This window comes from Pontibacter fetidus (assembly GCF_010119545.1).
Classification (GTDB): domain Bacteria; phylum Bacteroidota; class Bacteroidia; order Cytophagales; family Hymenobacteraceae; genus Pontibacter; species Pontibacter fetidus.
Genome location: NZ_JAAEAA010000010.1, coordinates 15374 through 41811, shown reverse-complemented (window position 1 = coordinate 41811; position 26438 = coordinate 15374). Strand labels below are relative to the sequence as shown.

General features: G+C 45.7%; 26 protein-coding genes. 12 read left to right on the top strand and 14 right to left on the bottom strand.

What is annotated here, in order from left to right; translation table 11 throughout:
• Window positions 1-41: 41 nt before the first annotated feature.
• Window positions 42-2624: a lamin tail domain-containing protein gene (locus tag GWO68_RS09130; RefSeq protein ID WP_162346137.1), complete on the bottom strand. Its 2583-nt coding sequence runs from the start codon at window positions 2622-2624 to the stop codon at window positions 42-44.
• 310 nt (window positions 2625-2934) lie between these two features.
• Here GWO68_RS09130 and GWO68_RS09125 point away from each other — a divergent pair, with 310 nt between their 5' ends.
• The 3 genes from GWO68_RS09125 (at window position 2935) to GWO68_RS09115 (ending at window position 5324) form a co-directional block, all read left to right on the top strand.
• Window positions 2935-3924, top strand: a complete 990-nt coding sequence (locus GWO68_RS09125; protein ID WP_162346136.1) for an aspartate-semialdehyde dehydrogenase — start codon at window positions 2935-2937, stop codon at window positions 3922-3924.
• Between the two features lie 141 nt (window positions 3925-4065).
• Entirely contained in the window at window positions 4066-4743 is a 678-nt protein-coding gene (locus tag GWO68_RS09120) for an SH3 domain-containing protein (RefSeq protein ID WP_162346135.1), read from the top strand.
• A gap of 47 nt (window positions 4744-4790) precedes the next feature.
• Window positions 4791-5324 carry a GNAT family N-acetyltransferase gene (locus tag GWO68_RS09115; protein ID WP_162346134.1) on the top strand — a complete coding sequence of 178 codons (534 nt, stop codon included), beginning with the start codon at window positions 4791-4793 and terminating at the stop codon, window positions 5322-5324.
• Between the two features lie 3 nt (window positions 5325-5327).
• Here the strand turns inward: GWO68_RS09115 and GWO68_RS09110 are convergent, their stop codons facing one another.
• The 4 genes from GWO68_RS09110 to GWO68_RS09095 all read right to left on the bottom strand — a co-directional run bounded on the left by GWO68_RS09110 (window position 5328) and on the right by GWO68_RS09095 (window position 9613).
• A complete protein-coding gene (locus tag GWO68_RS09110; protein ID WP_162346133.1) occupies window positions 5328-5834 on the bottom strand; it encodes a hypothetical protein in 507 nt (168 codons plus the stop codon).
• A gap of 49 nt (window positions 5835-5883) precedes the next feature.
• Window positions 5884-7026 (bottom strand): FAD-dependent monooxygenase, encoded by a 1143-nt coding sequence (locus GWO68_RS09105; protein ID WP_162346132.1) that lies wholly within the window; start codon window positions 7024-7026, stop codon window positions 5884-5886.
• Between the two features lie 702 nt (window positions 7027-7728).
• The gene (locus GWO68_RS09100; RefSeq protein ID WP_162346131.1) at window positions 7729-8805 is read right to left on the bottom strand and encodes a lysylphosphatidylglycerol synthase transmembrane domain-containing protein; all 1077 of its coding nucleotides are present in this window, start codon (window positions 8803-8805) and stop codon (window positions 7729-7731) included.
• 37 nt (window positions 8806-8842) lie between these two features.
• Window positions 8843-9613 (bottom strand): segregation and condensation protein A, encoded by a 771-nt coding sequence (locus tag GWO68_RS09095; protein ID WP_317164503.1) that lies wholly within the window; start codon window positions 9611-9613, stop codon window positions 8843-8845.
• Window positions 9614-9948: 335 nt separating this feature from the next.
• On the opposite strand from GWO68_RS09095, the gene dxs reads away from it, so the two are divergent.
• From dxs to GWO68_RS09075, 4 genes are all read left to right on the top strand, one after another.
• Entirely contained in the window at window positions 9949-11865 is a 1917-nt protein-coding gene (gene dxs / locus GWO68_RS09090; RefSeq protein WP_162346130.1) for a 1-deoxy-D-xylulose-5-phosphate synthase, read from the top strand.
• A 191-nt stretch (window positions 11866-12056) separates the two neighbouring features.
• A complete protein-coding gene (locus GWO68_RS09085) occupies window positions 12057-12437 on the top strand; it encodes a GxxExxY protein (protein ID WP_162346129.1) in 381 nt (126 codons plus the stop codon).
• A 90-nt stretch (window positions 12438-12527) separates the two neighbouring features.
• Window positions 12528-13304: an alpha/beta fold hydrolase gene (locus GWO68_RS09080; protein WP_162346128.1), complete on the top strand. Its 777-nt coding sequence runs from the start codon at window positions 12528-12530 to the stop codon at window positions 13302-13304.
• A 100-nt stretch (window positions 13305-13404) separates the two neighbouring features.
• Window positions 13405-14562, top strand: coding sequence for an MFS transporter (locus GWO68_RS09075; RefSeq protein WP_162346127.1), 1158 nt, complete (start codon window positions 13405-13407; stop codon window positions 14560-14562).
• Between the two features lie 52 nt (window positions 14563-14614).
• Here the strand turns inward: GWO68_RS09075 and GWO68_RS09070 are convergent, their stop codons facing one another.
• Complete coding sequence (locus GWO68_RS09070) at window positions 14615-15043, bottom strand: lipocalin family protein (protein ID WP_235942006.1); 429 nt, start codon at window positions 15041-15043, stop codon at window positions 14615-14617.
• 212 nt (window positions 15044-15255) lie between these two features.
• Between GWO68_RS09070 and GWO68_RS18030 the strand changes: the two genes are divergently transcribed.
• Complete coding sequence (locus GWO68_RS18030) at window positions 15256-15564, top strand: LysM peptidoglycan-binding domain-containing protein (protein WP_162346126.1); 309 nt, start codon at window positions 15256-15258, stop codon at window positions 15562-15564.
• 212 nt (window positions 15565-15776) lie between these two features.
• Here GWO68_RS18030 and GWO68_RS09060 read toward each other — a convergent pair whose 3' ends face one another.
• Window positions 15777-16196, bottom strand: a complete 420-nt coding sequence (locus GWO68_RS09060; RefSeq protein ID WP_162346125.1) for a nucleoside-diphosphate kinase — start codon at window positions 16194-16196, stop codon at window positions 15777-15779.
• 219 nt (window positions 16197-16415) lie between these two features.
• On the opposite strand from GWO68_RS09060, the gene GWO68_RS09055 reads away from it, so the two are divergent.
• The 3 genes from GWO68_RS09055 to GWO68_RS09045 are packed head-to-tail and all read left to right on the top strand — an operon-like array spanning window position 16416 to window position 19000.
• Window positions 16416-17444 (top strand): DHH family phosphoesterase, encoded by a 1029-nt coding sequence (locus GWO68_RS09055; RefSeq protein WP_162346124.1) that lies wholly within the window; start codon window positions 16416-16418, stop codon window positions 17442-17444.
• A 22-nt stretch (window positions 17445-17466) separates the two neighbouring features.
• Window positions 17467-18429, top strand: coding sequence for an FKBP-type peptidyl-prolyl cis-trans isomerase (locus GWO68_RS09050; protein WP_162346123.1), 963 nt, complete (start codon window positions 17467-17469; stop codon window positions 18427-18429).
• A gap of 28 nt (window positions 18430-18457) precedes the next feature.
• A complete protein-coding gene (locus tag GWO68_RS09045; RefSeq protein ID WP_162346122.1) occupies window positions 18458-19000 on the top strand; it encodes an FKBP-type peptidyl-prolyl cis-trans isomerase in 543 nt (180 codons plus the stop codon).
• Between the two features lie 59 nt (window positions 19001-19059).
• Here the strand turns inward: GWO68_RS09045 and recO are convergent, their stop codons facing one another.
• The 4 genes from recO to GWO68_RS09025 all read right to left on the bottom strand — a co-directional run bounded on the left by recO (window position 19060) and on the right by GWO68_RS09025 (window position 23169).
• Window positions 19060-19773, bottom strand: a complete 714-nt coding sequence (recO, locus tag GWO68_RS09040) for a DNA repair protein RecO (protein ID WP_162346121.1) — start codon at window positions 19771-19773, stop codon at window positions 19060-19062.
• Window positions 19774-22047, bottom strand: coding sequence for a type IX secretion system anionic LPS delivery protein PorZ (porZ, locus tag GWO68_RS09035; RefSeq protein WP_162346120.1), 2274 nt, complete (start codon window positions 22045-22047; stop codon window positions 19774-19776).
• A gap of 9 nt (window positions 22048-22056) precedes the next feature.
• Window positions 22057-22650, bottom strand: a complete 594-nt coding sequence (locus GWO68_RS09030; protein ID WP_162346119.1) for a thymidine kinase — start codon at window positions 22648-22650, stop codon at window positions 22057-22059.
• A 198-nt stretch (window positions 22651-22848) separates the two neighbouring features.
• On the bottom strand, window positions 22849-23169 hold the full coding sequence (locus GWO68_RS09025; protein ID WP_162346118.1) for a 2Fe-2S iron-sulfur cluster-binding protein: 321 nt from the start codon (window positions 23167-23169) through the stop codon (window positions 22849-22851).
• Window positions 23170-23205: 36 nt separating this feature from the next.
• On the opposite strand from GWO68_RS09025, the gene GWO68_RS09020 reads away from it, so the two are divergent.
• On the top strand, window positions 23206-24309 hold the full coding sequence (locus GWO68_RS09020) for a hypothetical protein (protein ID WP_162346117.1): 1104 nt from the start codon (window positions 23206-23208) through the stop codon (window positions 24307-24309).
• A gap of 55 nt (window positions 24310-24364) precedes the next feature.
• On the opposite strand, the gene GWO68_RS09015 is transcribed toward GWO68_RS09020, so the two are convergent.
• The 3 genes from GWO68_RS09015 to GWO68_RS09005 all read right to left on the bottom strand — a co-directional run bounded on the left by GWO68_RS09015 (window position 24365) and on the right by GWO68_RS09005 (window position 26374).
• Entirely contained in the window at window positions 24365-24850 is a 486-nt protein-coding gene (locus GWO68_RS09015) for a hypothetical protein (RefSeq protein ID WP_162346116.1), read from the bottom strand.
• A 1-nt stretch (window position 24851) separates the two neighbouring features.
• The gene (locus GWO68_RS09010; RefSeq protein ID WP_162346115.1) at window positions 24852-25430 is read right to left on the bottom strand and encodes a hypothetical protein; all 579 of its coding nucleotides are present in this window, start codon (window positions 25428-25430) and stop codon (window positions 24852-24854) included.
• Between the two features lie 71 nt (window positions 25431-25501).
• The gene (locus GWO68_RS09005) at window positions 25502-26374 is read right to left on the bottom strand and encodes a hypothetical protein (RefSeq protein ID WP_162346114.1); all 873 of its coding nucleotides are present in this window, start codon (window positions 26372-26374) and stop codon (window positions 25502-25504) included.
• Between the last annotated feature and the right edge of the window lie 64 nt (window positions 26375-26438).

Here is a 26438-nt window from a genome sequence, read left to right as displayed (position 1 = left end):
CTGAAAAACGCTGTGAGGTTCAGGGAAACTGCAGTTCAGGATTACAGCCTCCCTCCCACAACCACTTTTTCTTTAAACTCACTTTTCTCGCCATTTAGCCCGAATAGCTCGATATAGAAAACATAATACCCTATCGTTGCTTTCGAGCCGTCCTGTTTCAGGCCATCCCACCGGAAATAACCGTTAGCAGCCAGCAATTCGTTACGCACCAGTTTATGTACTTCGCGGCCCTGCGCGTCATAAATTGTGATGTTAGCTGTTAAGCCCGTTTGGCTGGTGTTATAGTTGATGGTGGTAAAATCGTCGATCCCGTCGCCATCCGGGGAGAAAACCTGTGGCTCTATTTCAAATACCTGCGCCGTTGCCATACCCTCCTGCGACTGCGAATTTTTGTAGCTAGGCGTTGCAAAAACTGTAGTTGCCGCTGAATGGAAATTATTAGCCATGGTTTCGCCATCTAACCTAATGCGCTCCAGCGACACGCCATTTACATCATCCAGCAACGCAAAATGCATCTCTGAACTATAGCTGAACCTGTCGGCTACCTTACCATTGGGCTGCAACACAACTATAGTTCCGGCATCGTCGGGGTAGCTGGGCAGGCTGGCCATTTTCAGAAAAGCATTGGTGTTAGCTGCCGGGTAGTTGGTTTTTATGTTTTCGGGGTTGGATGTGAGCACTACATATTGCCCAGGCGCCAACACGTAGTTTGCTATAGTTATTGTTTTAAGGTTGCTGATAGTGTCGCCACTGGTGTTGGCCAGCTGCCAGTTTTTCAGGTCGATGTATTTGTTGCTGCGGTTTACCAGTTCTACAAAATCCACACCGTTAGGCCGCGGATTAAAGAGCACTTCGTTGATAACCACATCGCCGGGCTCGGGGAGGGATGGCAAAGCAAAGGTTATAGTTTGCGGTTGACTGTTGAGGTTACCGGAGCAGTCTGTTAAGTTGGTAGCCGTTAAGGTGTAAAGCTGCTTTTCTTGCAAGGGAGCGCTGAACGTAAGTATAACTTCCGTATAAAGCGGCCCCTGTACCTCTGCGTTGCTTACAGCTATAGTTGGACTGATGCCATAGTTGGTAATTGTTGCAGCCTGTGTGCTATCGAGCCGTTCGTTAAAGCGGACTAAAACCTGTGTGGCTGAAATGGCGGTGGCATTAACTATAGTTGGCGGGATATTATCGGGGTTTGCGGCTGCTACAGAGTTAGGCTGTGCTGGTGTGCCGCCTTTGGGGTCTTTAGATGCGGTCCAGTTTCCGGCACCGGCACAGGGGTTGGTCACGTCAATCATTTCCAGGCTCCAGCCACCTTCGCGCTTAGCTGCGTCTTTATACCAGGCATCGCTATAGTTTACCGCATAAATCAGTTTGCCATCGGGCCTGCGCAATTGCAAAAGTTCGCCACTGTTGTTTAGCCCCGGAAAATTACTGATGCCGATTACCTTGCCAAACGGTGTAAAGTTCGCGGCCTGCGTAGTAGGCACCACTACCGCATATTCGCTGGGCAAAAGCTGTACATCCGGCAACGTAGTAGTTGCAGTAGCATCCGACAATTTAATACCTTTCAACGAAAGCACTTTTTCGGTAGGGTTGTAGATTTCGATGTATTCCTGAGCGGGTAAGCCAACTGCAGGCGTTTCGTCGGCCATTATTTCGGTAATAATAAGTTCGTTATAGTTAGGCAGCACTGCCGGCGGCACAAAGGTAAAGTTACGCGTGGTCGGGCTGTTTAGTACATTTCCATACAGGTCCTGCAGGTTAGCTATCGTTACAGTATTGCTGCCTGTCTTAAAATTCTGGCCGAACACAAGCCGCAGGGTAGTTGGGCTTTGCAGCTCGGCTATAGTTGGTTTTATGTTTCCGTTTAAGGTATAGTTGGCTATAGTTTGCGCTGCTGCTGGTTGTAAAGGCTCGTTAAATGTAAGTATCAGCTCTTGCGGGGTTTTAGTTTGCAGTTCTTCCAGCACCGGCGGCTGGGCATCCACTATAGTAAAATCATCGAAGTAAAAGTTTTTACTGTTAGCAGATGTATACTTTAGCACTACCCCAAAATAGCCGGAGCTTTTATGCGTTGCATCAGTAGCCACGCCCTGACTAACATAACTCTGGCCTGTGCCGGTAACATCTATACTTAGCTGCCATTCATAGTTTACACTTCGGGTTACGCGTACACGCACCACGTTATCTGTGCTGTTAATGGTATTGTCCTGGCCATTTATAAGTATAACGGATGATTTGCCGGCATCTTTGCGGTACAGGCTCACGTCGTCGGTGGTGTTGCCGATGCGCACAAAATAGCCGTTCAGGTCTGCTGCATTCAGGTCCTGCTTGTCGGCAACCAGATAAACATCGGTATAGTTGGTAGCTGATGTGGCCAGTTTCAGGTTTGCCCAAAATTCCCAGGTGGTGCCAACTATAGCCTGCGACGGCGTTACAAGTTGTAGCGTGGTTCCGGTTACGGCCGGCCCGTTACTTTGCAACCGGCTTTGGGTATTAACTATAAAACTGGTTACATCGCCGGTCCAGGTGGGGTTTTGGGTAAAGTTGCCATCCGAGAAACTCTCTTGTAACTGGGCCAGCGCCATGAACGGAAACACCAGAAACAGAATAAGTAAAGTTTGTTTCATGCACAGAAATTGTGGTAAAAACTTACGTAATTTGCAGCCGCAACTGCATGATTAAGATGCCTGCAGGGGCTTTGCACGCTGCAAGGTAGGGCTCCTAACCATTTTTATAGTTTCAGAACTATTACGGGAGGCAGATTGGTTAGTTAAGACAGTTAGAGAGTTGAGAAGTTAGAAAGTTTGGAAGTTAGAAAGTTTGGAAGTTAGAAATCCTGTTCATCCTTTAATCCTGAAAATTCTGATTCGGACAATTTAACGATCAGCAATTAACCCCTAACAATAAGAGCATTAAACAATTAAATACATACTCTAAATGAAAGTAGCAGTAGTAGGCGCCACCGGATTGGTAGGCGGCGAAATTTTGAAAGTACTGGCGGAGCGCGACTTCCCGGTAACAGAGTTGATGTTGGTTGCTTCTGAGAGATCTGTTGGTAAACAGATGGAGTTTAAGGGTAAACAGATAAAGGTTATCGGGATGCAGGACGCGATCGCGGCTGCCCCGCAAATTGCCATTTTCTCGGCTGGCGGAAGCACCTCTACGGAGTGGGCCCCAAAATTTGCCGAAGTAGGTACCGTTGTCGTGGATAACTCGTCGGCGTGGCGCATGGACCCTACCAAAAAGCTGGTAGTACCGGAAATTAACGCCAAAGAACTGACCAAAGAAGATAAGATCATCGCGAACCCAAACTGCTCTACGATACAAATGGTAGTGGCTCTGAACAAACTGCACGAAGAACTACAGGCAAAGCGTATAGTTGTAAGCACCTACCAGTCGGTAACAGGTACCGGCGTGAAGGCAGTGGAGCAACTAATGAACGAGCGCGAAGGCAAAGAAGGCGAAAAAGCTTATCCGTACCAGATCGACTTGAATGTGTTGCCGCATATTGACGTGTTTACCGATAATGGCTATACCAAAGAGGAGATGAAAATGATCCTCGAGACCAAGAAGATCATGGGCGACGACTCGATCCGGGTTACTGCTACCGCAGTGCGCATTCCGGTTATGGGCGGCCACTCGGAGTCGGTGAACGTGGAGTTTGAGAAGGACTTTACGCTGGATGAAGTTTACCGCATTTTAGGCCAGACCGAAGGTGTGAAAGTGGTAGATGACGTAAAAAATCTGCAGTATCCGATGCCCAAAGATGCCCACGGCAAAGACGAAGTACTGGTTGGCCGCATACGCTTAGACGAAACACAGCCACGCACCGTAAATATGTGGATTGTAGCCGATAACCTGCGCAAAGGCGCTGCTACTAATGCCGTGCAAATTGCTGAATATTTGGTAAAAAATGAATTAGTGTAGATTGCTGCATTATAAAGTATACACTTATAAATGGGGGCTTTCGGGTCCCCATTTTTTATGTTATGCCATAAAGTATAAAGCACTTCTACCTATCAGTCAGAAGAATTTGTATCTTGAGACCGCTATATAAACCTATACTTTATGAAACAACTTAATGCCCTTACCCGCCTAGCACTGCTCGTTTTCCTTTTTGCAGTAAGCATACCCCAGTTAGTTTTAGCAGCTGAAAACTATAAAACCGGCGACAAGCTGTTTGTAGCGCCTACCTCCGGACTAAAAATCAGAATACAACCTAACTTAGAAGCTCCTGCAATTACAACTCTAGGCTACACCACACCGGTAACTATAGTTGACGATACTGCCGTTGCTAAACCCCTGCAAATAAAAGTTTCAGATTTTAACGAAGGCACGTTGCTGCTTACCGGGCATTGGGTAAAAGTAAAAGCTGGCAACACTACAGGTTTTGTTTTCGACGGAATGCTTTCTAAGTATAAAGGGCTGGCGTTAAGCGATTACCAGGAAGATGCCTATTACACTGCTACATTTGGGAAACCTACATCGGTAACCATCCCGAAAACCAAAATGGAGCAAGGGCACAAAGTTGCTTATGAGACTGTGATCAAAACCTATCCGGAAGGCCTTACTGAGGAAGTTACTGTTTATGACGGCTGCCCGAATGTGACGTATACTTTCAACCTCTCGTTTAATGAGGCGTACTGGCTGATCTCGCGTATGATGATTGGTGCTGATGCCGTTCAAGATGCTAAGATCAACAACACAGGCAAAACCACTACCCTAACTTACTATAGTTGCTCTTAAGTTAAACTGCTATAGTTTGAGATTGTAAACAGTACACAGCAGCTTACATGAAAGCTCAGCCCATCCATACTATCAGGCTTATACTTATCCCCTTCACGCTGGAGATTACCAAAACACTGATGGCTGGAGATACAAGTATACTTCAACAGCTTGGTTTGCAGCTTACTCCTTATTGGCCCGACCAAGAAGCCATTGACACCTTCCCGAAGATCATCCACAACCTGGAAAAAGTACCGGAGCCGAACGGTTTTGAGTCGTATATGGTGGTGCACCGGCACAGCATGACCGTAATTGGCGATGCCGGTTTTAAAGGTTTACCTAACACGGAAGGTGAAGTGGATTTAGGCTATGCAATTATAACACAGGCGCAGAAAAACGGCTATGGTTTAGAGGTAGCGCAAGGCCTGGTAAACTGGGCTTTTCAGCAAACAAACGTAAAAGCTGTTACTGCCCGGTGCTTGTTAGCTAATGTGGCTTCGGCGAGGGTATTGGAGAGACTTGGTATGCAACAGGTCAGTTCCGATGCCGAACTGATCCGTTGGAAGTTACCAAAACCAGTTACGCAGGCAACTATAAAATAGCATCTATTCTGCTTTCTTAACCTCGGTACACTTGTTTTGCTGCAGTTCCTTAATGTTGTCGTAGCAAGGCTCAGGAATAAAGGCATATACTTCTTTTTCGCCCTGGCAGTACTTAAAAGCGGCAAACATGCTTCGGTTACGAGGGTAAATCCATTGGTCGGTGTTGCACCCGAAAACCTGCAACGGAAACTCACTCAGGTCATAATCCACAAAACTTACTACTTTATTATCCTTCACAAAAATAAGCCTGTCGTGGCCACCCGGAATTTTACCGCCATCCCACTTAATACCGATCTGGTCATTTATTTCTTCGGGGCTAACCTGGCCGGCAAAATAATATAGCGTGTCCCACTCAAAATCGGTTATACTCTCGAGTTTTACTTGAGTATAGCCTGCCTTACCGGGCTCCTTTTTAACGGCCGTTTGCAGCTTGTCCAGTAGCTTGTTGTTGGTATCGGAGCAGGCAGTTAGCGCAAAAAAAGCAAGTATAAGCAGTAAGGTATTTTTCATGTCGATTATCAGAAAGTATAAAGCGAAGGTAAAGTAATTTCAGGTTATTCTAAAAGTCTACGCGGTACAGGTCTTCCATCTGGTGCTGCGTTACAAAAGCCGGCGTAGCCCTGAAAATGGCATTTCGCGCCTTAATAAGCAACGGATTTTCCCACTGCGATACCCACCCCAGCATCCGCGACAACCGGACAACTTTAGCTGTACGGGCAAGCCTGCGTTTTTCGTAACTAGCCAGCGCTTCAGCTATAGTTGGTTTTTGCTCCAGGCACTGCCCCAGAACTACCGCATCTTCTATTGCCTGGCACGCCCCCTGCCCCATGTTAGGCGTGGTAGCATGTGCCGCATCGCCCAGTAAAACTATACGGTTGTATACAAACTTTTTCAGCGGTTTAAGGTCGTTAATATCACCCCAGATAAGTTCTTCGGGCTTGGTGGCAGCTAAAACCAGTTGTACGGGCGCGTGCACCCCGGTAAAATGTTTGGCGAGTTGTGTGGGTGTCATGTGTCGCATTTGTTCGCTCTGCTCCGGTGCGTTAATGCAGGCATACCAGTAAATGCGATTACCTGGAAGCGGCGCCATACCAACCCTACCCTGCGGAGCCCACGTTTCCGCCGAGATCATGGTATTAAGTTCTACCCCGGGGTTTTGAATAACGCCCCGCCAGCAAGTATAGCCTGCATAACGCGGTTTGCTATGTGGCAGCAACTGTTGCCGAATTATAGAATTTATACCATCCGCAGCTATCAGCAAATCTGCTGAATCCTGGGCGCCGTCTGCAAAATCAATAGTGATTTTATCTCCTAGCTGACTTACATTTTGGCAGCGCTTGTTCAGGTATAAGGTGCCGGCTTTCAGGTGTTGGGCCAGCACATCGTGCAAATCAGCACGGTGAATTACGAAGTTGCTGATGCCATACTTGCGGCTAAGCAGGCGCGTGTCCTGGTTGGTGATGATGTTGTCGTGTTCATCAAATATAGTAAGCGCTTCCAGTTCTTTGCCCCGGGCAATTACGGCATCAGCCACTCCCAGCCTTGCAAGACCTTGCATGGCGTTAGCTGCCAGCCCCACACCCGCCCCAACTGGTTTTAGTTCTGGTGCCGCTTCGTAAACCAGGGTCTCTATACCTTGCTTCTGCAGTGCAATAGCGGCACACAACCCACCAATTCCACCACCAATAACTATAACTTTCATGGTTATGCTTTTATAGTTCTAAAACAAAGGTACACCGGGAATGATGAAGTAAAAATTGAGAATTGGTTTAGCGTTAGAAGTGTGAGGGTACAGGCAATAGTTTTATAGTTGACGTATTAACCCACCCCTACCCCTGACGAGAAGGGAATTTCTGCCTTGGCTATAGTTGAGTTTATAGTTTCATAGGTGCTGTTTTACCTCACCCCAGCCCTCTCCTAAAAACAGGAGAGGGAGTTGATGCCTTAGCTATAGTTGCAGCCTATCCACGGACAGGTCGCGACCTGTCCCTACGGAACTATAGACACGATAAAAGTTCAAAGCTTAACACCTCAAACTATAGTTAAGCGGTACATAGTAGAAAGATCTCAGTCTTTGGGTTGAGCGCCTTTGACTTGTTGCGGTGCCGTCAGGCAATCCGACGCAGGAGGATAGTAAGAAGGCAGCAGCGCGGTGCCCGAAGACGGGGCCTCCCGGCCGTGAGGGCACCAAAGCTTGTTTGAAACTATGGGTAACTAAAGCTCCCAGGAATAAAGGAAGTTTGAAAGGATAGCTTTTGGCAGAGAAGTACAGGCTTAAACTACAGGACACATAAAATCCCTCGACTTCGCTCGAAATGACAGAAAAAATTTAGAACCCAGATTTTTCGCAAAGGCTCAAAATGACATTACTTAATACAAGAGGGCTAATGCTGTTGCTTATACTTTATCGTTTCATTTCAGAAGCTAGTTCCTCTTGCGGTACTGCATTGCGCCCGAAAACTTTTGCAATCCACTTTGGAAGGAAGATAGAGCCCAGTACCAGGTAAGGGTAGTACGTGATCAGGCGGTAAAGCATAACAACCACATTACTGAAACCACCCAGAAACAGACCGAAGAAACTCGGAAAAGCCATCTCAACTATACCAGCGCCACCCGGCGTAATGGCAATCAGCATCACGATCCAGAAGATAAGGTTACGGGAAATGATAAGCGCGTGCTCGGCTAAGGTTACATCGGTAAAGGCGGCAATAAGGCAGTTTAGCAGGAAGTAACGGGCACTCCACACAAACACCGTAGAAAGTATAGCCTTGGTCCAGTAGTTCGCATTTTTGCCTTTTAGCTGTTCAGAAGCCCAGATAATCTCGTTACCATGATGAAACGCACTTACCCGCCATTTGCGCAGAAACCCGATGGACGTAATTTTGAGCAACAGCCATTTAAACGCTCGCGGATTGACGAACAGCGCATAAATCATCAGCAAGGTATAAAGCGCTATTAAACTATAGCTAACGTAAAAAGCCATCTTTAACTTACTGACATCCGAAGGGTCTAACCCAAATGTGGGGAAAACATCGCCTTGTGTGGCTAGCAGGGCTATAGGTGCCGCAACTATAAAAAACATGTTGTCCAGCACAGCAGTCAGCATCACATAGGCCAGCGACTTACCTAATGGAATTCCTTCTTTGTTCAGGATGATGGTGGCAACCGTAGTACCGCCGACTACCGATGGCGTAACGGCCGAAGCAAACTCCCAGAGCATGATTACATCCAGACTGTTGCGCCAGGTCAGGAATTTATCAGTAAGAGCCCGGATGCGGTAGATGTAGCCAAAGTCGCGGATAACAAGCACCAGCAGCGAGGCAAGCAGCCACCAGATATTGGCATCGGCTATACTTTTCAGGTCGCCCAGTTTGTCGTCCTTAATAAACAGCCAGGCCGTAGCAGCCAGCCCCAGCACAACCGGGATCAGCACCTTAACCGGGCTAAAGCTTTTAAGTATCGTTTTCTGGTTCTGATCCATGCGGGGTTACCTGTCTTGCTGCATTTATGCGTTGTTACTACTCTACCAGCAGTTGTGTTACCTGATTGGCCTGCCCTTCGGCTATCGTTATAGTAAAATCATTAAATCCTTCGCCCACTTCAATGCCTATCAGGTTCAGTTGCAGCATGTCCAGTATCGCCAAAAAGTTAAAGATCATCCCGATCTTATCCGGAAAAGCTTTTATTACTTCTGAAAAAGTGGTGCGCTGGCGTGTGGTTACCATCTGCATAATAACATGGCGCTGCTCCTCAATGGTGTAGGGATATTGAATGACGGTATGCTTCGGGCGGTTCTGTTCCTCCTCGTAGCGATGCATTACTTTCTCAAACACCCGCATGATACGGTACAGGTTCAGGTCCTGCAGCTCGTACTCAAAGTTGTTGGCGTTGGCTATTACCTGCAGTTCGTCGTGTATGTTTCCGCGGTTTTCCTGGGCAAGACGCAAATCCTCCATTTCTGATAAAGCCGGAACAGCGCTTTTATACTTTTTATACTCCAGCAGGTGCTGTACCAGTTCCTGGCGCGGGTCAATTTCGTTGCCTTCTTCGTCTTTCTCGGTGCGGGGCAGTAGCATTTTGGCCTTAATGCGCATCAGGGTGGCGGCGGTCAATATAAAATCGCTGGCAACTTCAATATTCAGCTGTTCCAGTTGCCGTATGTAGCCCACAAATTCGTTCGCGATCTGGAAGATCGGAATGTCGTGTATGTCCAGTTCATCGCGCTCAATAAAGAAAAGCAACAGGTCGAACGGCCCCTCAAACAACGGTAATTTTATCTCGAAACTCACTATTCTTTCAGTTTATTGCGGCAGCGCCAGGCGCCATACTATCAACAAATTTAAACATTTTTAGCTGATTTGGTGTAACCCCAAGTTTATAGTTGGTTATAGCGGCCCTGTTGATATAAAGCATTGCTAAAGTAACCCTAGGCCGGCAACTATAGTTCTGCAACACCCTACAGGCTTTTCGGTATAAATTTTGATTACTCCGGACATGAAAATAAGACGCGGAGTAATTCGTTCGTAATTTTTATTTAATTTTACGTTTTGCCCGGACGTTTACAATTTTACCGCCCGCAAACTTTTAACAAAATAAATTGTTGAGGGTCTATAACGAGAATCGTATGATCATTAAACCCGGAGAGTTGCTTGCCTCCATCAACACACCTGCCGACCTGCGAAAGCTGAAGCCGGAACAATTGCTGCAGGTAACGCAGGAATTAAGGCAGTATATTATTGATGTGGTATCGATACATGGCGGGCACTTTGGCGCCAGCCTGGGGGTGGTAGAACTTACCACAGCACTGCATTATGTGTTTAATACGCCTTACGACCAGCTGGTTTGGGACGTAGGCCACCAGGCTTACGGGCATAAAATTCTGACAGGCCGCCGCGATGTGTTTCATACCAACCGTAAGTACGGCGGCATTTCCGGTTTCCCGAAGCGTAAAGAAAGCGAATACGACACCTTTGGCGTAGGCCACTCCAGCACGTCTATTTCGGCAGCGCTGGGTATGGCTGTTGCATCAAAGTATAAAGGCGAAAAAGAGCGCCAGCATATTGCTGTAATAGGCGATGGCGCCATGACAGGCGGTATGGCTTTTGAAGCCCTGAACCACGCCGGCGTAGCCAATGCTAATCTGCTGGTTGTATTAAACGACAACTGCATGAGCATCGACCCTAACGTAGGTGCTCTGAAAGAATATTTAACTGACATTACCACTTCCCGCACCTATAACAAGGTTCGCGACGAAATCTGGAACATACTGGGTAAGATCAGTAAGTTTGGACCTAATGCACAGCATATTGCTTCTAAAGTAGAAAGCGGCATTAAGGCCTCTATCTTAAAACAGAGCAACCTGTTCGAAGGTCTTAAATTCCGTTACTTCGGCCCGATAGATGGCCACGATATCAATCATCTGGTGTCGGTAATGGAAGACCTGAAACACATACCGGGTCCGAAAATATTACACTGTGTAACTACAAAAGGCAAGGGCTACGCTTTAGCCGAAAAAGATCAGACCAAATGGCACGCACCAGGCCTGTTCGATAAAATTACAGGCGAGATTTATAAAACTGTTCCGGATAAACCACAGCCACCGAAGTACCAGGATGTTTTTGGCCATACTATAGTGGAGCTTGCCGAACAGAACCCTAAAATTATGGGTGTAACGCCTGCCATGCCATCGGGCTGCTCGCTTAACATTATGATGGAAGCCATGCCGGACCGCGCGTTTGACGTAGGCATTGCCGAGCAACATGCCGTTACCTTCTCGGCTGGTTTGGCCACACAAGGCATGATCCCGTTCTGTAACATTTATAGTACGTTTATGCAGCGCGGCTACGACCAGGTGGTACACGATGTGTGTTTACAGAACCTGCCGGTAGTTTTCTGTCTGGATAGAGCTGGCTTTGCCGGTGCCGATGGCCCTACGCACCACGGCGCTTACGACATTGCTTACATGCGCTGCATCCCGAACATGGTTGTATCTGCCCCCATGAACGAACAGGAACTACGCAATCTGATGTTTACCGCCACGCAAGATGGTGCTGGTCCGTTCACGATCCGCTACCCACGCGGTGAAGGTGTGATGCCAAACTGGAGAACGCCACTGGAAGTAATTGAAATAGGCAAAGGCCGTACCGTACAGGAAGGCGAAGAAGTAGCGATACTTACCTTCGGCCATATTGGTAACTATGCGGTGGAAGTTTGCAAGAAACTGAGCTTCGACGGTATAACCCCAGGCCACTATGACATGCGTTTCGCCAAACCATTGGATGAAGAGTTGCTGCATCATATTTTCTCGAAGTACAGCAAAGTAATTACCATAGAAGATGGCTGCCTGCAAGGTGGTTTTGGTAGTGCCGTGCTGGAGTTTATGGTTGATAACGGCTATACTTCACAGGTTAAGCGTTTAGGTATGGCTGATACCATTTATGAGCACGGCTCACAGCTGGAACTACACCGCGAAGCAGGTTTTGCCCCGGAAGATATTGAGCGCACGGTACGTGAGATGATCGGTGTAGCGGTTAAAGTATAGTTTCTCCGGTTGAGCTCCTGACGAAGGAGTATTTGACAAAGGACATAAGATTGAAGCCCTGTAGTTTTAAGAAGCTACAGGGCTTTTTTTGTTTGAATCAGGATTTACAGGATTTTAGGATTGACAGGATTTCTTTAGTTAGAAATTAAAAAAGCAGCTATACATTTATAGTTTGGGCCGTATATCAACCCATGAATTTAGATGATATCACATTTAAAATAATTGGCTGCGCCATGAAGGTGCATAATACAATGGGCAATGGCTTTCAGGAAGTGATTTATCAGCGATGCCTGGCTATTGAAATGGAATTGGCCGGATTAGGCTTTGAGCGCGAAAAAGACCAAACAATCTATTATAACAACATAGAAGTAGGTAATCGAAGAGCCGATTTTATAGTTGAGAATGATATTGTAGTCGAACTAAAAGCGATAATTACTTTAGAAGATGTACATTTAGCACAAGCCAAGAATTATGTTTTTGCTTACAATTTACCAATCGGCCTTCTTATTAATTTTGGAGCAAGCAGCTTGCAACACAAAAAGATATTCAACAGCAGGTATAAGGGAAAATAAGAGCAGGATTGATCTCAATCTTTATAGTTTTGAAGGTAATCCTGCAAATCCTAAAATCCTGTAAATCCTGATTCAGACAAACTATAACCTATGCCACACACTACATACACCGATGCCGGCACCGGCGACACATTGGTTTTCTTACATGGCTTTGCCGAGAACAAACAAGTATGGGCCGATTTTAAAAAACCGCTGCAACAGAAGTTCAGAACGATTGCTTTGGATTTACCCGGCTTCGGAAATAATACCTCCAGCGTATCAGATTATAGTATGGAAAGTATGGCCAACCATGTAAAGCTGCAACTCGACAAACTTGGCGTAAAAAAGTGTATCCTGATTGGCCACTCGATGGGCGGTTATGTAAGTATGGCTTTTGCGGAGAAGTATAGCAACATGCTGAATGGCCTTTGCCTGTTCCACTCCTCTGCCCTGCCCGACACCGACGAAAAGAAGGAAAACCGCAACAAGACCATTGAGTTTGTAGAGAAGCACGGTGTAGAGAAGTTTATGCAGTCGTTTGTAGAGCCTTTGTTTTTTACAGATAACCGTGAGAAGCTTCGCAGTAAAATAGACCTGATGAAAAAGATCGGGACAGCCACACCAAAAGAAAGTATAACCGGCGGGTTAGCTGCTATGCGCGACCGAAAAGACAGAACCGATGTACTGAAAACTGCTAAGTTTCCGGTGTTGTTTATTTTTGGCAAGGAAGATGGAGCCGTACCAATGGATAAAGCCCTGGAGCAATGCCACCTGCCCAACAACAGCATGGTATACTTCCTGGGCCAGACCGGGCACATGGGCATGTTCGAGCGCCCTTACGAAACCCGCAAAGCCATCGAAAAATTCGCCGAAACGATCTATGGATAGTCAGAAAGTTAGAAAAGTATAAGTTAGAAAGTTGTTTTCTTCTACAGTTTAACTTTCTAACTTTCTAACCTTCTAACTTCCAAACTTTCTAACTTCTCTCATGCGCCGCATTCTGCCTGCCATTGTTTTTACCCAGTTTGCGGGCACATCGCTTTGGTTTGCGGGCAATGCGGTGTTGCCGGAGTTACAAAAGGAATTACATCTGGAGCAGGATGCTTTAAGCCTGATCACCTCGTCAGTACAGTTGGGGTTTATTCTGGGTACACTTTGCTTTGCTATACTTTCGCTGGCTGACAGAGTATCACCACGACTACTGTTTATGCTGTGTGCAGTGACCGGAGCTACAGCCAATGCCCTGCTCGTATTTTTACCAGCCAATGTAGCAACTATACTTTTACTGCGCGTAGTAACCGGCTTTTTGCTGGCTGGCGTTTACCCTGTGGGTATGAAGATAGCGGCAAGTTGGTACAGTGGCAATCTGGGTAAGGCAATAGGTTACTTGGTTGGGGCATTGGTGCTAGGTACGGCATTTCCGCATTTGTTACGGGCTTTAGGCACTGACCTGCATTGGCAAACCATATTGCTAACTATAAGCATGCTGGCCGCTACAGGTGGACTACTTATGTTTATACTTGTACCCGATGGGCCATACTTACGCAAAGGCGCTACTTTCGATATCCGGAATATGTTGCAGGTTTTTAGGGTAAAGGAGTTCAGGGCAGCGGCTTTTGGTTACTTCGGGCATATGTGGGAGCTGTATACATTCTGGGCATTTGTGCCGGTTATACTTGCATATAGTTTGCCGCAGCTTTCTGCGGTTCAAATCTCCTTTTATAGTTTTTGTGTGATTGCAGCAGGTGCTGTGGGCTGTATTGGAGGCGGTTACTTGTCGCAGCGGTTTGGTAGCGCAAAGGTGGCTTTTGTGCAGCTGTTATTATCTGGATTTTGTTGCCTGGCAGCTGTGTTTATACTTCAGGTTAGCGCAACTATAGTTATCGTACCTTTCCTGATATTTTGGGGTATAGTTGTAGCCGGCGATTCGCCACAGTTTTCTGCTTTATCAGCAAGAACCGCTCCGCCACATTTAGTGGGCACGGCACTTACTGTAGTTACCAGTATCGGCTTTGCCTTAACTATAGCCAGCATCCAGTTTACAGCACTGGTCATTAAACTTACCTCTATTCCGGTAGCTTTATTTTTATTAGCAGCTGGTCCTGTTTTGGGGCTGCTATCGCTTAAAAAACTGGTTGGCCGGTAAAAGAAAAAGCCGGCTATTACACCGGCTTTTTCTTTCATACTATAGTTTGATTCTATTTTTCGGCTTCCATTATCATCTCAGAGCCATCCGCCGCTTTCAGGCGAAGTTCATCGTCGCTCAGTTTCAGCACATCAAATGTTTCCTGCACATCCTGGCCTTCAAACTGTAACGATAGTTTTTTAGAAGCCTGGTCATACGTCCAAGTGCCTGTTTGTAAGGTGCTTGCGCCACCCATAGCAAAACGGCCATCGGCATACATCTGTAGGTTCTGCTCCTTTTCGGCATCAGTCAGTTTATCTTTGTCGCCTTCCGCATTCATTTCTTTTTTAGCTTTCCAGGTTTTGCTGCTTGCTCCTGACAGCATGCTTTCAGTACCGGCTTTGTCGCCACCGCAACTTACCAGCACAATTGCCAGCATCATGGCTAAAGCTGTTTTCATAAAGTGCAGCATCGTGTTCTGTTTCATTGTGTTACTTTCCATAGTTTTATAGTGTATGTTATGCATTTTAAACGGCCTTATACGTGCTAAGCCTGTGCATATCCTACGTTCCCTTTCCCTTTAAAGTTGAAATTTTACTACCTCCTATAATTCAATAGCTTATTACAACTAACTGCACGCAAAGGCGTATTTATAAAGCAATCTTTTTTGCATCAGATTGCTTTATAAAGAAGTTTTACATTAATTATGATATTATGGGATTGTTTGATTTTTTAAAGAAGGGAAAGGAAGAACCTGCTAAACAACCAACAGGTACACCACGATCTACGCAAATGCCTGGCCAGCAGCCAAATGCTACTACAAGCAACCAGCAAATGCCAGGCGCTACCTCAACTCAGGACACATACACTGTAAAGTCTGGCGACTCACTTTCTAAAATTGCAAAAGCACACTATGGCAATGCCAACGCCTGGACAAAAATCTATAACGCAAACAAAACTACTATCGGCGATAACCCTGACCTTATAAAACCAGGCCAGCGCTTAACCATCCCGAAAGAGTAAGTATACTTGCGAAGTATAAAACCAAAAAGCCAGTTCTTTTACAGAGCTGGCTTTTTGGTTTAGATCGGGTAGGTAGTAAAACTATAGTTTGTGTGTAAAGCGGTCTTTCTTCAATTTTCAACTATAGCATCAGGCCATCCGAATAAAAAAAGCCTGCCGAAGTATAACCCCGGCAGGCTTTTAAATCAATAAGTAAACTTTATAGTTTCTGCTTAGAAACGCTCGTCAGCAGAGAAAAAGAAATCACCTTCTATCTGCGCGTTTTCGTCAGAGTCAGAACCGTGAACGGCGTTAGACTCGATAGACTTGGCATAAACCTTACGGATAGTACCTTCAGCAGCCTGCTCCGGGTTAGTAGCACCAATCAGTGTACGGAAATCTTCTACTGCGTTGTCTTTCTCAAGGATCATCGCCACGATAGGGCCTTTAGACATATATTTTACAAGGTCGCCATAGAAAGGACGCTCTTTGTGTACTTCGTAAAATTTACCGGCACGCTCTTCAGTCAGTCTTGTCTTTTTCATCGCTACAATTCTGAAGCCGCCTTCTTCGATCATTTTAGTGATGCCGCCAATATGGTTATCAGCCACTGCGTCCGGCTTGATCATGGTAAATGTGATGTTTCCTGCCATGGTATGTCGTATTTAATAGTTATGTTTCTGTTTTTAAGGTCGCAAAATTAGTGCATTTATACTTAATATTGCTACACTTTACGCTTATAGTTTGCCAAAACCATAGTTACAACCCGGGCCACTTTACGCTGCAAAGCGGCCTTTATATTGTTTTAGAAGTTATTTCTTCAGAAATTCGCAACTTATTTCCCTATTAATCAGAGGAATTATACCTAACCTATGTATGATGTTAGCGCTCTAAAAGAGCTTCTGAAGGAACCTAAAGAGGTGATGATCACCACGCACCATAAACCGGATGCCGATGCACTGGGGTCGTCTTTGGGTCTGGCAGGTTACCTCAAAAAGAAGGGGCACCGCGTTACGGTGGTTACGCCTTCTGATTACCCTAACTTCCTGAACTGGATGAGCGGCAACGATGATGTGATCGTTTATTCAGAGAAGAACGAACAGTTGGTGCAGCGCATCATTGCAGAGTCGCAGGTTATTTTTTGCCTCGATTTTTCGAACCTGTCGCGTATAAACGAGATGGGCGAATACATACGTGCCGCAAAAGGCACCAAAGTATTGGTTGACCACCACCTGCAGCCCGAGGCTTTTGCCGATATACAGTTCTCCAATACCAATGCCGCTGCTACTGCCGAAATCGTGTATGACCTGATTAAAGCATCAGGAGATGGCAATTTGATAGACACCAGCATAGGCGAATGTTTGTATGCCGGTATCATGACAGATACAGGGTCGTTCCGCCACCCGAGCACGTCGCCGAATGTGCACCTGATCATTGCCGACCTGCTGAACGTGGGCGTGAAAACATCAAACATACACCGCTTAATTTACGACAGCTCCTCAGAACTGCGCCTGCGCTTTTTAGGCTATGCCCTAAAAGAAAAGCTGGTAGTTTTGCGTGAGTATAATACCGCCTATTTTGCTATTACCTCCGAAGAACTGAAAGCCTACGACTCCAAGACTGGCGACACCGAAGGTTTGGTAAACTATGCATTGTCTATAGAAGGCATTATTTTTGCAGCCCTGATCATCGATCGGTCGCAGGCGGTTAAAATGTCGTTCCGTTCGGTAGGTGATTTTTCGGCTAACGAGTTTGCCCGCGACCACTTTAACGGTGGCGGACATAAAAATGCAGCTGGAGGCATGTCGATGGATAGCCTGGAAGCAACAGTTGCTAAATTTGAAAGCCTGCTGCCACAGTATAAAGAGCAATTACAGGCAGCTGCTCAAAATCATTCTTAAAAAATCTAACCTTAAATAATCAATGTTATCTAAAATCAAATTCCTGTTGCCGGTTGTAGCTGGCGCCGTAATGGTACAAGCCTGCAATAAAAACAATGACGAGTTTTATACTTCAGCTGATGGCCTGACATATAAAGTATTCGAGAAAAACGATAAAGGCGAGTACGAGAACAAAGGCGAAGTAAAAGCTGCTGACAGCACTGGCGCTAAAGTTGGCCAGGTAGTTACGTTCCATTGGGCTATCAAAAACTCAGAAGACTCTACGTTTGCTGATACCCGTACACAAGGTCCTAAAATGCCGATCGTGCTTCCGTTAATGGAGCCAACCATGAAAGGTGGTTTAGAAAATGCACTTTCTATGATGTCTCCGGGCGATAGCGGTGTGTTCAAGATCAATGCCGATACTCTTTTCACAAAGACTTTTGGTCAGCCTTTGCCTCCGTTCATTAAGCCAGGTTCGCAGCTAACATTCTTCATCAGCATGCAGAAAGTACAGTCTAAAGCAGAAGCTGAAGCGGACTATGCAAAAATGATGGAAGAGCAGATGAAAAAAGCACAGGAGCACGCTTCTAAGCAGATAAAACTGGATGATGCCAAAATTCAGGCCTACATTAAGGAGAACAACCTACAGAACGTTCAGAAAACAGAATCTGGTGTGTACTATGTAGTTACCAAAGAAGGCAAAGGCCCACAGGCAAAAGCTGGTAACCAGGTAGCAGTACACTATAAAGGTACTTTCCTGGACGGTAAAGAGTTTGACGGCTCGCGCACTAACCCAATGGCTGGTGGCAAACCATTCGAGTTCACACTTGGTCAGCAGATGGTAATTAAAGGCTGGGACGATGCTATAGTTAATCTAAAAGAAGGCAGCGAAGCAATTTTGCTTATCCCTTCTCCGTTAGCTTACGGCGACCAGGACCGTGGTCCGGATATGCCGGCTAACTCTATCCTGCGCTTCGATGTGGAGCTGGTAGACGTAAAATAATAAGTACAGAACAGAATTAAGTAAAGCTATGACCTTACAAGCCCTTAAAAACCAGTTCCTTAAAGGCAGCAGCCTGCTTCAGCTCCTGTTTTTAGCGGTAGCGGTATTTACCTTTAGCTCCTGCGAAAAAGACAATACAGACATGTTCTTTTTCGATGCGGAAGCACAGAAAGTGAAAGATGAAGCCATTATCCGACAGTACTTCCGTGATAACGACGTGGATACGACTGTCGTGGAACGTACAGCTTCCGGGTTATACTTCCTGGAGGTAACGGAGGGCGAAGGCGAGCAGGTAGAACTTGGCGATACAGTAAGTGTGCATTACATTGGTCGCTTCACCAATAACTCAAAGTTCGATTCTTCTTATGACAGAGGTAAGCTATTTACTTTTGTTGTTGAGGAAGAACAAGTGATAGATGGCTGGTTAGAAGGCGTGCAGAAAATGCGTGTAGGCGGCGAAGCTTTCCTATACATCCCGTCTCACCTTGCTTACGGACGCTATGGAAGCCAACCATCTGTACCACCTAATACTGTTCTTGTATTTGATATTGAAGTAAAAGCTAAGAAATAGCTTAGCTATAGTTTAAAACAGAAAGGGCGACGCTAGTAGTGTCGCCCTTTCTGTTTATTTTACTCGGCCAGCACTTCGGAAAGTATGGTCAGTGATTTTATCTCGCCCAGCCGGTCGACGTGTAGTTGGTAATAGCGCACCAGCACCGAGAGCAGTTCCCGCCTTACCCGGCCATTTGGTATAGTTGTTCGTGCAGGGTCGTGCATCAGTTCATCAAAATAAGCTTCGTAGGCTTGTAAGGCCAGCACTGTAGGCGCCGACGTAGCCGATTGTGCATTTGCAGAAAAAGCGACCTGTTCTACTATCTCCTGCCCCGAAGTTGGCCCGAACCCCAGGTGGTGGCTTAGCTGCAGCAGAAACACCAGGTGAAAGTTCTCAAATCCTTCCTCCAGGTCATCAAACGCAAGTATAGCCTCATACAAAAACTGGAAAAGCGGCGGATTCTCTTCTTCTTCTTTCACAGTTCTGGATACCATTTCCGATAAAAACAACACCATGCTGCTCTTCCGGATATCAAATGGAATAGAATGAAAGGGGTGTACTGCTTTGTATTCGGAGATGCGTGTAAGGCCACCCTGCCTGGATGTATACACCACCATATCGAGCAGCGTGAACGGCTGAAACAAAGCAATACGTGAGCCCTTGCGTTGGGTGCGCACACTGTTTATGATATATGACTGCAACCCCAGTTGCTCTGTGTAGATGCGGGCAATAATGGAGGTTTCCCGGTACTTGATGTAGTTGAGCACAACGCCCTTTGTCTTGATCAGCATTTACTGCAATACGGCTATTTTAGAGATACAGGTTTGCTTGCCATCAGCATCGGAACTGAGCACCAGGTATACGCCTGCCCTGGCCCGTTTGCCGTTGTAATCGCGCACATCCCAGGTAGCAGTGCCGCCCGCAGCTTTGGTTTTGTAAATGAGCGTGCCACTGATGTCGGTGATGTGTACTTCGGCGTTGTTAGGCAGGTTTGAGATGGCTACCAGGCCTGTAAAGCTTTTACGCACCGGGTTCGGGAAAACTATAGCGCAATCCGGAGTGCCTTCGGTTATAGTTGCGCCGGCCCGGTAAGAGGCGATGCCTGCGTTGGTGGCTACAAATACATTCCCGGTTTTATGCTCTACGGCAACGCTGTGTACTTTATTTGCTGGCAACGGGCTGTTTTGGGTTGTAAAATGGCTGATCAGTTCGTCGCCGTCCGGACCGAAAAGCCAAAGGCCGTTATCAGTTCCTACCCACTTGCGGTTCGCACCATCTATAGCTATACTCAATACACGCTGCCCATCCAGCAAAGGCCTTCTATCTATTATGGGTAAATGGGCATCGTAAGCGCCGGTCTCAAAAACGGAGAACGGATTATAGTATACAGCTACGCCTTTGTTTGTACCTACCCAGATATCCCCATTCATATCTTTAGCCAAACTATAAACTGCACCTCCGGGCAAATTGCCATTACCTGTCCCAGTGCCTAGTCTCCGTATGCTTTGCTGCTTTTCGTCAAACACCAGTATTCCGGCGTTACTTTCTTTACTTCCAGTCAGCCATTTGTAGCCATTATCATCTAGTAGTAGTTGCTCCAGGCTTGTGCCATCCGCTACAGTAGGCAAACTATAGCCGCGCAGCTCCCCATCCGGAGACAAGCTAAAAAGACTTGGAACATTACTTTTACCACTCGGGTTTACCAGCCAGATAGTACCCTCTGCATCGCGGGCTATACTTGTAACCGGTGTGTTTGCAGGATTTTCGAAGGCGCTTTGTAAGGAACTGTTTGTGCTGTTAAAAGAAGTATAGTTCTTACCATCCCAAACTATAAGTCCGTTTTTGAGTGATGCTAAGTATAGTTTACCTGTTGCCGCATCGTACAAGCCGTCTACAATGTCTGTCACTTCATCGGGGAAAGCGGTATCTGTAAACCTGTTATAGCTCTGCCAACTATAGTTCTCGAAAATACTGAAGCCGTTGCTGTTATCGGTTGGGGTATAGCTCTCATTATAGTTGCCACCAAATGCAAAGAGTTTTCCGGAATTGGCTTTTAAGCTAAAGGCTTCTCCAGCGTAGGGGCCGCCGGGTGTAAATACCTGCGCTGCGCCGCCTGTTATACTTTTCTGTAGCAAACCCGCCCGTGCATCTGCCACCCAAACTATATTCCCATCCACTGCCGCGTCTTTCGGGGCTTGTAGTAAAGGGTCTGTTATTTCTGTTATAGCGCCTGTTTTTATGAGGAGTAGTACCTTTGCAGGTGATGTTATAGCCAGGTAATCAGAAGAAGCTTGAAGTGTTTGTATTGGTTGAATTATACTTGTAGCCTGCCAACCGTCGCCGGTATACTTAAACAGACCAGCCGTTGTGCCGACATATACCGCATCGTTAAAAGTAACTATAGAAGTTATACCTGTACCCTGCGGCAGGCCATTGCTTTCATATTGCCAGTTGCGGAAATCCTGCAGGTTGGGGCCGTTCAGTTTGCCTTTCAGAATACCTATACTTGTAGCCAAGAATAAATTACCGTCGTGTATAGTTGTAGCCAGTATGTTTACTGGCTCGCCATTCGGGCCCAGGTTACTATAGGTATCGCGGATCTCCTTTTTTGCAATATCAAGCACAACTACGCCAAAGGTTGTTGCCAGGTATGCCTTCTGATTAAACGAATAAATGTGGTTGATCTTCTTCTCGCCGGGCAGGTTCTTCCGGAAGATATCGCTGATGGTGTGAAAAGTGTTGCCTTGCAGTAAGTCTACGTAGGTGTTACTGTAAGCAAGTATAAGTGTCTGGCTGGGGTTGTCGTAGGCAATGGCGCTGATCTGTTGCTCACGCAGGCCATCGGCTTTGGTAATGGCTTTGGTAGTGTTGAATTCTTTGTCGTAATAAAACAGACCCTGCTCTACTACTGCGTATACTTTACCATCGGCTACAGTTACGGCTTTACCCTGTCGATACGGTATGTGCAGCTGCCAAGCTCCTATGGGCACCTGCGCTAAACTTGCATACGTCTGCAGCAACCCGAAAAGCAGCACCAGCAAACGTATAGAAGTATAAAATCGCATCAGGTTATTTTATTTCTTGTTCTTTAGGCCTTCCTGGAAGCAATGGCGGCAGCGGGCTTCATACGAATCGGTTTCGCCTAACAATACCTGTTGCTCCGAAGCGGCGCTGCGGTAAGAGTAGGTGGCAATATCGCCGCACTGCACACAAATGGCGTGTACTTTGGTTACATATTCGGCTACGGCCATCAGGGCAGGCATCGGGCCGAAGGGGTTACCCAGGTAATCCATGTCCAGGCCGGCGGCAATTACGCGCACGCCACTATTTGCCAGTTTTACGCAAACTTCGGCCAGGCCTTCATCAAAGAACTGGGCTTCGTCAATACCAACCACATCGCAGCTGCCACCCAACAACAGCATATCCTGTGCAAAATCTATGGGCGTAGAGCGAATGGCATTGGCGTTATGCGACACCACATCCTCGTCGTGGTAACGTTTGTCCAGCGATGGCTTAAAAATTTCCACCTTCTGCTTCGCGATCTTGGCACGGTTCAGCCTCCGGATAAGCTCTTCCGTCTTTCCCGAAAACATCGACCCGCAGATCACTTCTATCCATCCTCTCTTAACTGTGTGGCTTGCGCCGCCAACGCGTGGTTCTATAAACATTGTACTAGTTGATTGCTGGTTGTTGATTGTTAAATTGTCTGAACCAGGATTTTCAGGATTAAAGGATTTGCAGGATTTATACTTTGAAATCTTCCTGAGATAATCACTACCTCTTAACAAGACGCAAAATATTGCGTCTCTACATCATTTTAACTTTCTAACTTCTAAACTTTTTAACTTTCTAACTGCAGGAACTTTCTAACTATAGCTCTGATGGGGCAGTTTTGTCTGTTCGGGTACTTTGCCTGTAATATCGCCGCCGTGCAATATACACTGGCAGGTCAATCGTTCGTTATCTTTCAGGCGGCCGTTGTTGCGGTAGCGTTGCTCGGCCGGACTGAGCTCGCCCAAATGCTCCATGCCCTGCAACACAATAATGCGACAGGTAGTACAACGGCCTTTAGCCCCGCAGGCATGCATCCAATCGATGCCGGCAGCCTGTATGGCTTTAAATAAGGTCTGACCTTCATCAACGGCCACGTGGCGCTGATTCAGGTTTTGCACAATCAAATCCGGCATGTTACCTTTATACTTCAGAGAAGAAAGCTACTCCCAATGGAAGACAAATATAATCAATTACACCTTGAGCGTTACAGCAAAGAGCTGGCAAATATGTTATGCGACCGTCATTTTGCATCGCATGATACTATAAATGGCCCGCAACTGCTTCATTTTGTACCTGTTAAGCAGGTAAATCTTTTTGTGATCAAAGAACTGCTCCTGAAATGGCACCAGGAGATGGCCAACCTGCGCAGCCCTTACTTCGATTTCGAGAACGAGGATGTGAAGGAAGCCCTGCTGAACTTTATGAATGTGCTGTCGCGCAAAATACGGATGAAGCGCGATGCCTTTGAGCCCTTATTGCAGAAAGCTATAGGTGATACGTTCCTGGTGGTGCTGGCGCCTTCGGTTACCCTGGAAGAGAAATTCCTGCGCATACAGGAAGAGATCACGTTATCAAAACTACAGGAGAACCTGAAGTATATCGATATCGACAAATCGCTTTTTGCTGGTTTTATCGAAACGTTATCCAGCAGCAGCCGCGACCGTGAATATATCCTGAGCCGTTTTAAGCTATACCTAAATGCACACCAGGGCGAGCGCACCACTATAGAACAGCTGGCCGGTCAGTTTAATGCTTTGTTACCGATAAGCGCCGAAGAACTGGTAAACCCTAATGCTGCTCCTACTCCATCTCCTGAAGCCAAGCCAACACCTGCAGCGCCTATTGAGGAAGTGGATATAGTGGCCCCTATACACATGGCCCAGCGCGAGGCAAGTATAGTTACGCCTGTAGCTGCACCTGTTAAGCACCACGACCATAACCTGAACGAGCGCTTTAAAGCTGCCGAGCGACCAACCCTGAACGAGAACTTCAAGAAAGCGGCTTCTGCTTCGCTGGCCGATGCGCACACCAACCAGAAAATAGACTCGCTGAAAAATGCGATCTCTATTAACCAGCGCTTCAGCTTTATAAACGAATTGTTTGAAGGCGATAACCTGACCTATTACCAGGCTATACAGTCTCTGGATGCCATGACAGACCCGAACCAGGCAACCCGTTTTGTAACCCAGGACCTGGCCGGCAAGTATGACTGGAGCAAAAAACAGGACCACGTAAATAAACTGCTTCGGCTGATAGAGCGTAAGTTTGCGTAACAACGTCAACTATAAAAAAAGGGGCTGCAAGATCGCAGCCCCTTTTTTTATAGTTTTATTCAATGGTAATATCCGGCTTTACCTCCGTAATAGTGGCAGTTTTGGTTTTCTCATCCTTTTCTACTAAGTAAATGTGTTTCAGGTTATTAAAGTAAGAACCACCGTAATAACCAGATTCTTCGCCCCCTTTGTAATTCTCGCTGATGAATTTGTGCAGTTGCTCTATAGTAACTACAGGTAGTTTCTTTAGCTCTTGGTTAGTTATTGTTTTAGCTTCCCTTTTATCTTTAGTAATGAATTGTAAAGGATACCCATCGTATAATCTTGACTTCTTAAAGTCTGAATTTGCAAACAGGTATTGAACTTCCCATCGTTCTTCTAAAGTCTTAGGCACTACAATTTTAGAATCGTATCTTCTATTTTCTACAGTGTTAAATAATATGTAAAGCTCCGTATCTTTTTTGCTCAACTCCTGCCCCTGTACTTTGCATGAAATTAACACCAGCAATAATAAACTTGTAAAATAAGTCTTTGCTCTCATATCAGTCTTTGCAGGTTAAAATTGTAAACCAGTCCATAATAAACTTTCTATCATTAGTTATTTTATCTCTAACTGTTTGTTGTAAATTATTCCATGCAGTCGATTGTTCCAATCCATCCCACGCCAGCGCTCTATAATGATCTATAGTTACTTCTGGGTTGTTGTGATTCATTGCATCAAACTCTTGGAGTCCTTTTGCTATCAATTCAACATAATGTTTGGCCATCTCTTCGTGGTGAACCCTGTTGGCTACAGCATCCATACTTGTTCCACTCTTTTTGGCATTTACATAAGCCTCATACATGACTGGAAAGTTATCCTTATCCAAATTTTCGTAGCCTTCAATCTGCCGCAAGTATGAGAAGATTTTTGCATGCACACTCTCATGCAGAAATGTTCTGGCAACCTGTATAGTTCTGGCTGAGTTAATGTAGTTTTCGTCTATAGTAATCACAATGTTCTTAAACGTATTATCCGTTGGATCACACTCACCATTTCTACCTGACGTTAAAGAACCAACCTTATAAGTTAAATTCACAGTTCCACCATTACTTTCATAGTCGGTCACTAGAGACTTCATAGTTGCACCCCCACCTAACTTATCATAGATACAGTTTGCTTTTTGATTATATAAAAGGGTGGAATCCTTTACTATGTCACGAATCGGCTCAACTGGTTCTGCAACACCAACATACTCATCAAACTGTAAGCTGCTATCTGAACTGCTTCCACCAGGGCCTGTTGTACCTCCTGTTCCTGGGCCAGTTGTACTACTACCTGATCCATCACTACAAATGAACCACCAGTCCCCCCGCAATCGCCATAAGTATACACCATATAGGATTGTGTTATAGGCGTACATCCACCATAATCAATTCCAGTATTTGATGATTCTTTAAAAGGACTTTCAACTGTTGGTGAATAAGAGTCATCACATTCTTCACCAATAACTTCTGATGCAATGTAAGAAGATACTACACAAATGGATGCCATACGCGCATTTGCTTTCTGCTGGTTTACCTGCACGCCATTCTCATATCTGATAGTAAACAAAAGCTTACCTTCTAAATCAAATCGTTTTAAGGTACCGGTAAAAGCCTTTATATCAAATTTACCGTTGCTCTTATAAGGCAATTGTTCTTCAGCTGTGTATTCTAGCATAAACCCTAAATAACCTCCCTTTACTTCTTTTAAAACAAGGTTTTTAAGAATCTTATTTAAGTCATCGGATTTAATAGCAACAGAGAATGCATAACTGGTACTATCAGGCTGAAGCACTTTTATAATATTTTCAACACTTAAATTTGCAGATGTTGCTACTCTGCCATTATTAAGCGAAAGATAACCTAATTTAGATAACGCAACAGAGAGCTGTTTCTCGTTTTTAATGCTTGTAATCTGTAGTTTATTAGGGTTAATTATTGTTGAATGATTGGGCTCAACATTTTCATCATTCTGCAAATCGCAGGATGGTAGTAGAAAAATAAGTCCTACAAATAATAAAAGTAATTGCAGTGTTTTCATTAGTTTAAGTTAGATAATAAAACAATGCAACAAACATATACCTAAAACTATATACAAAAAAGCC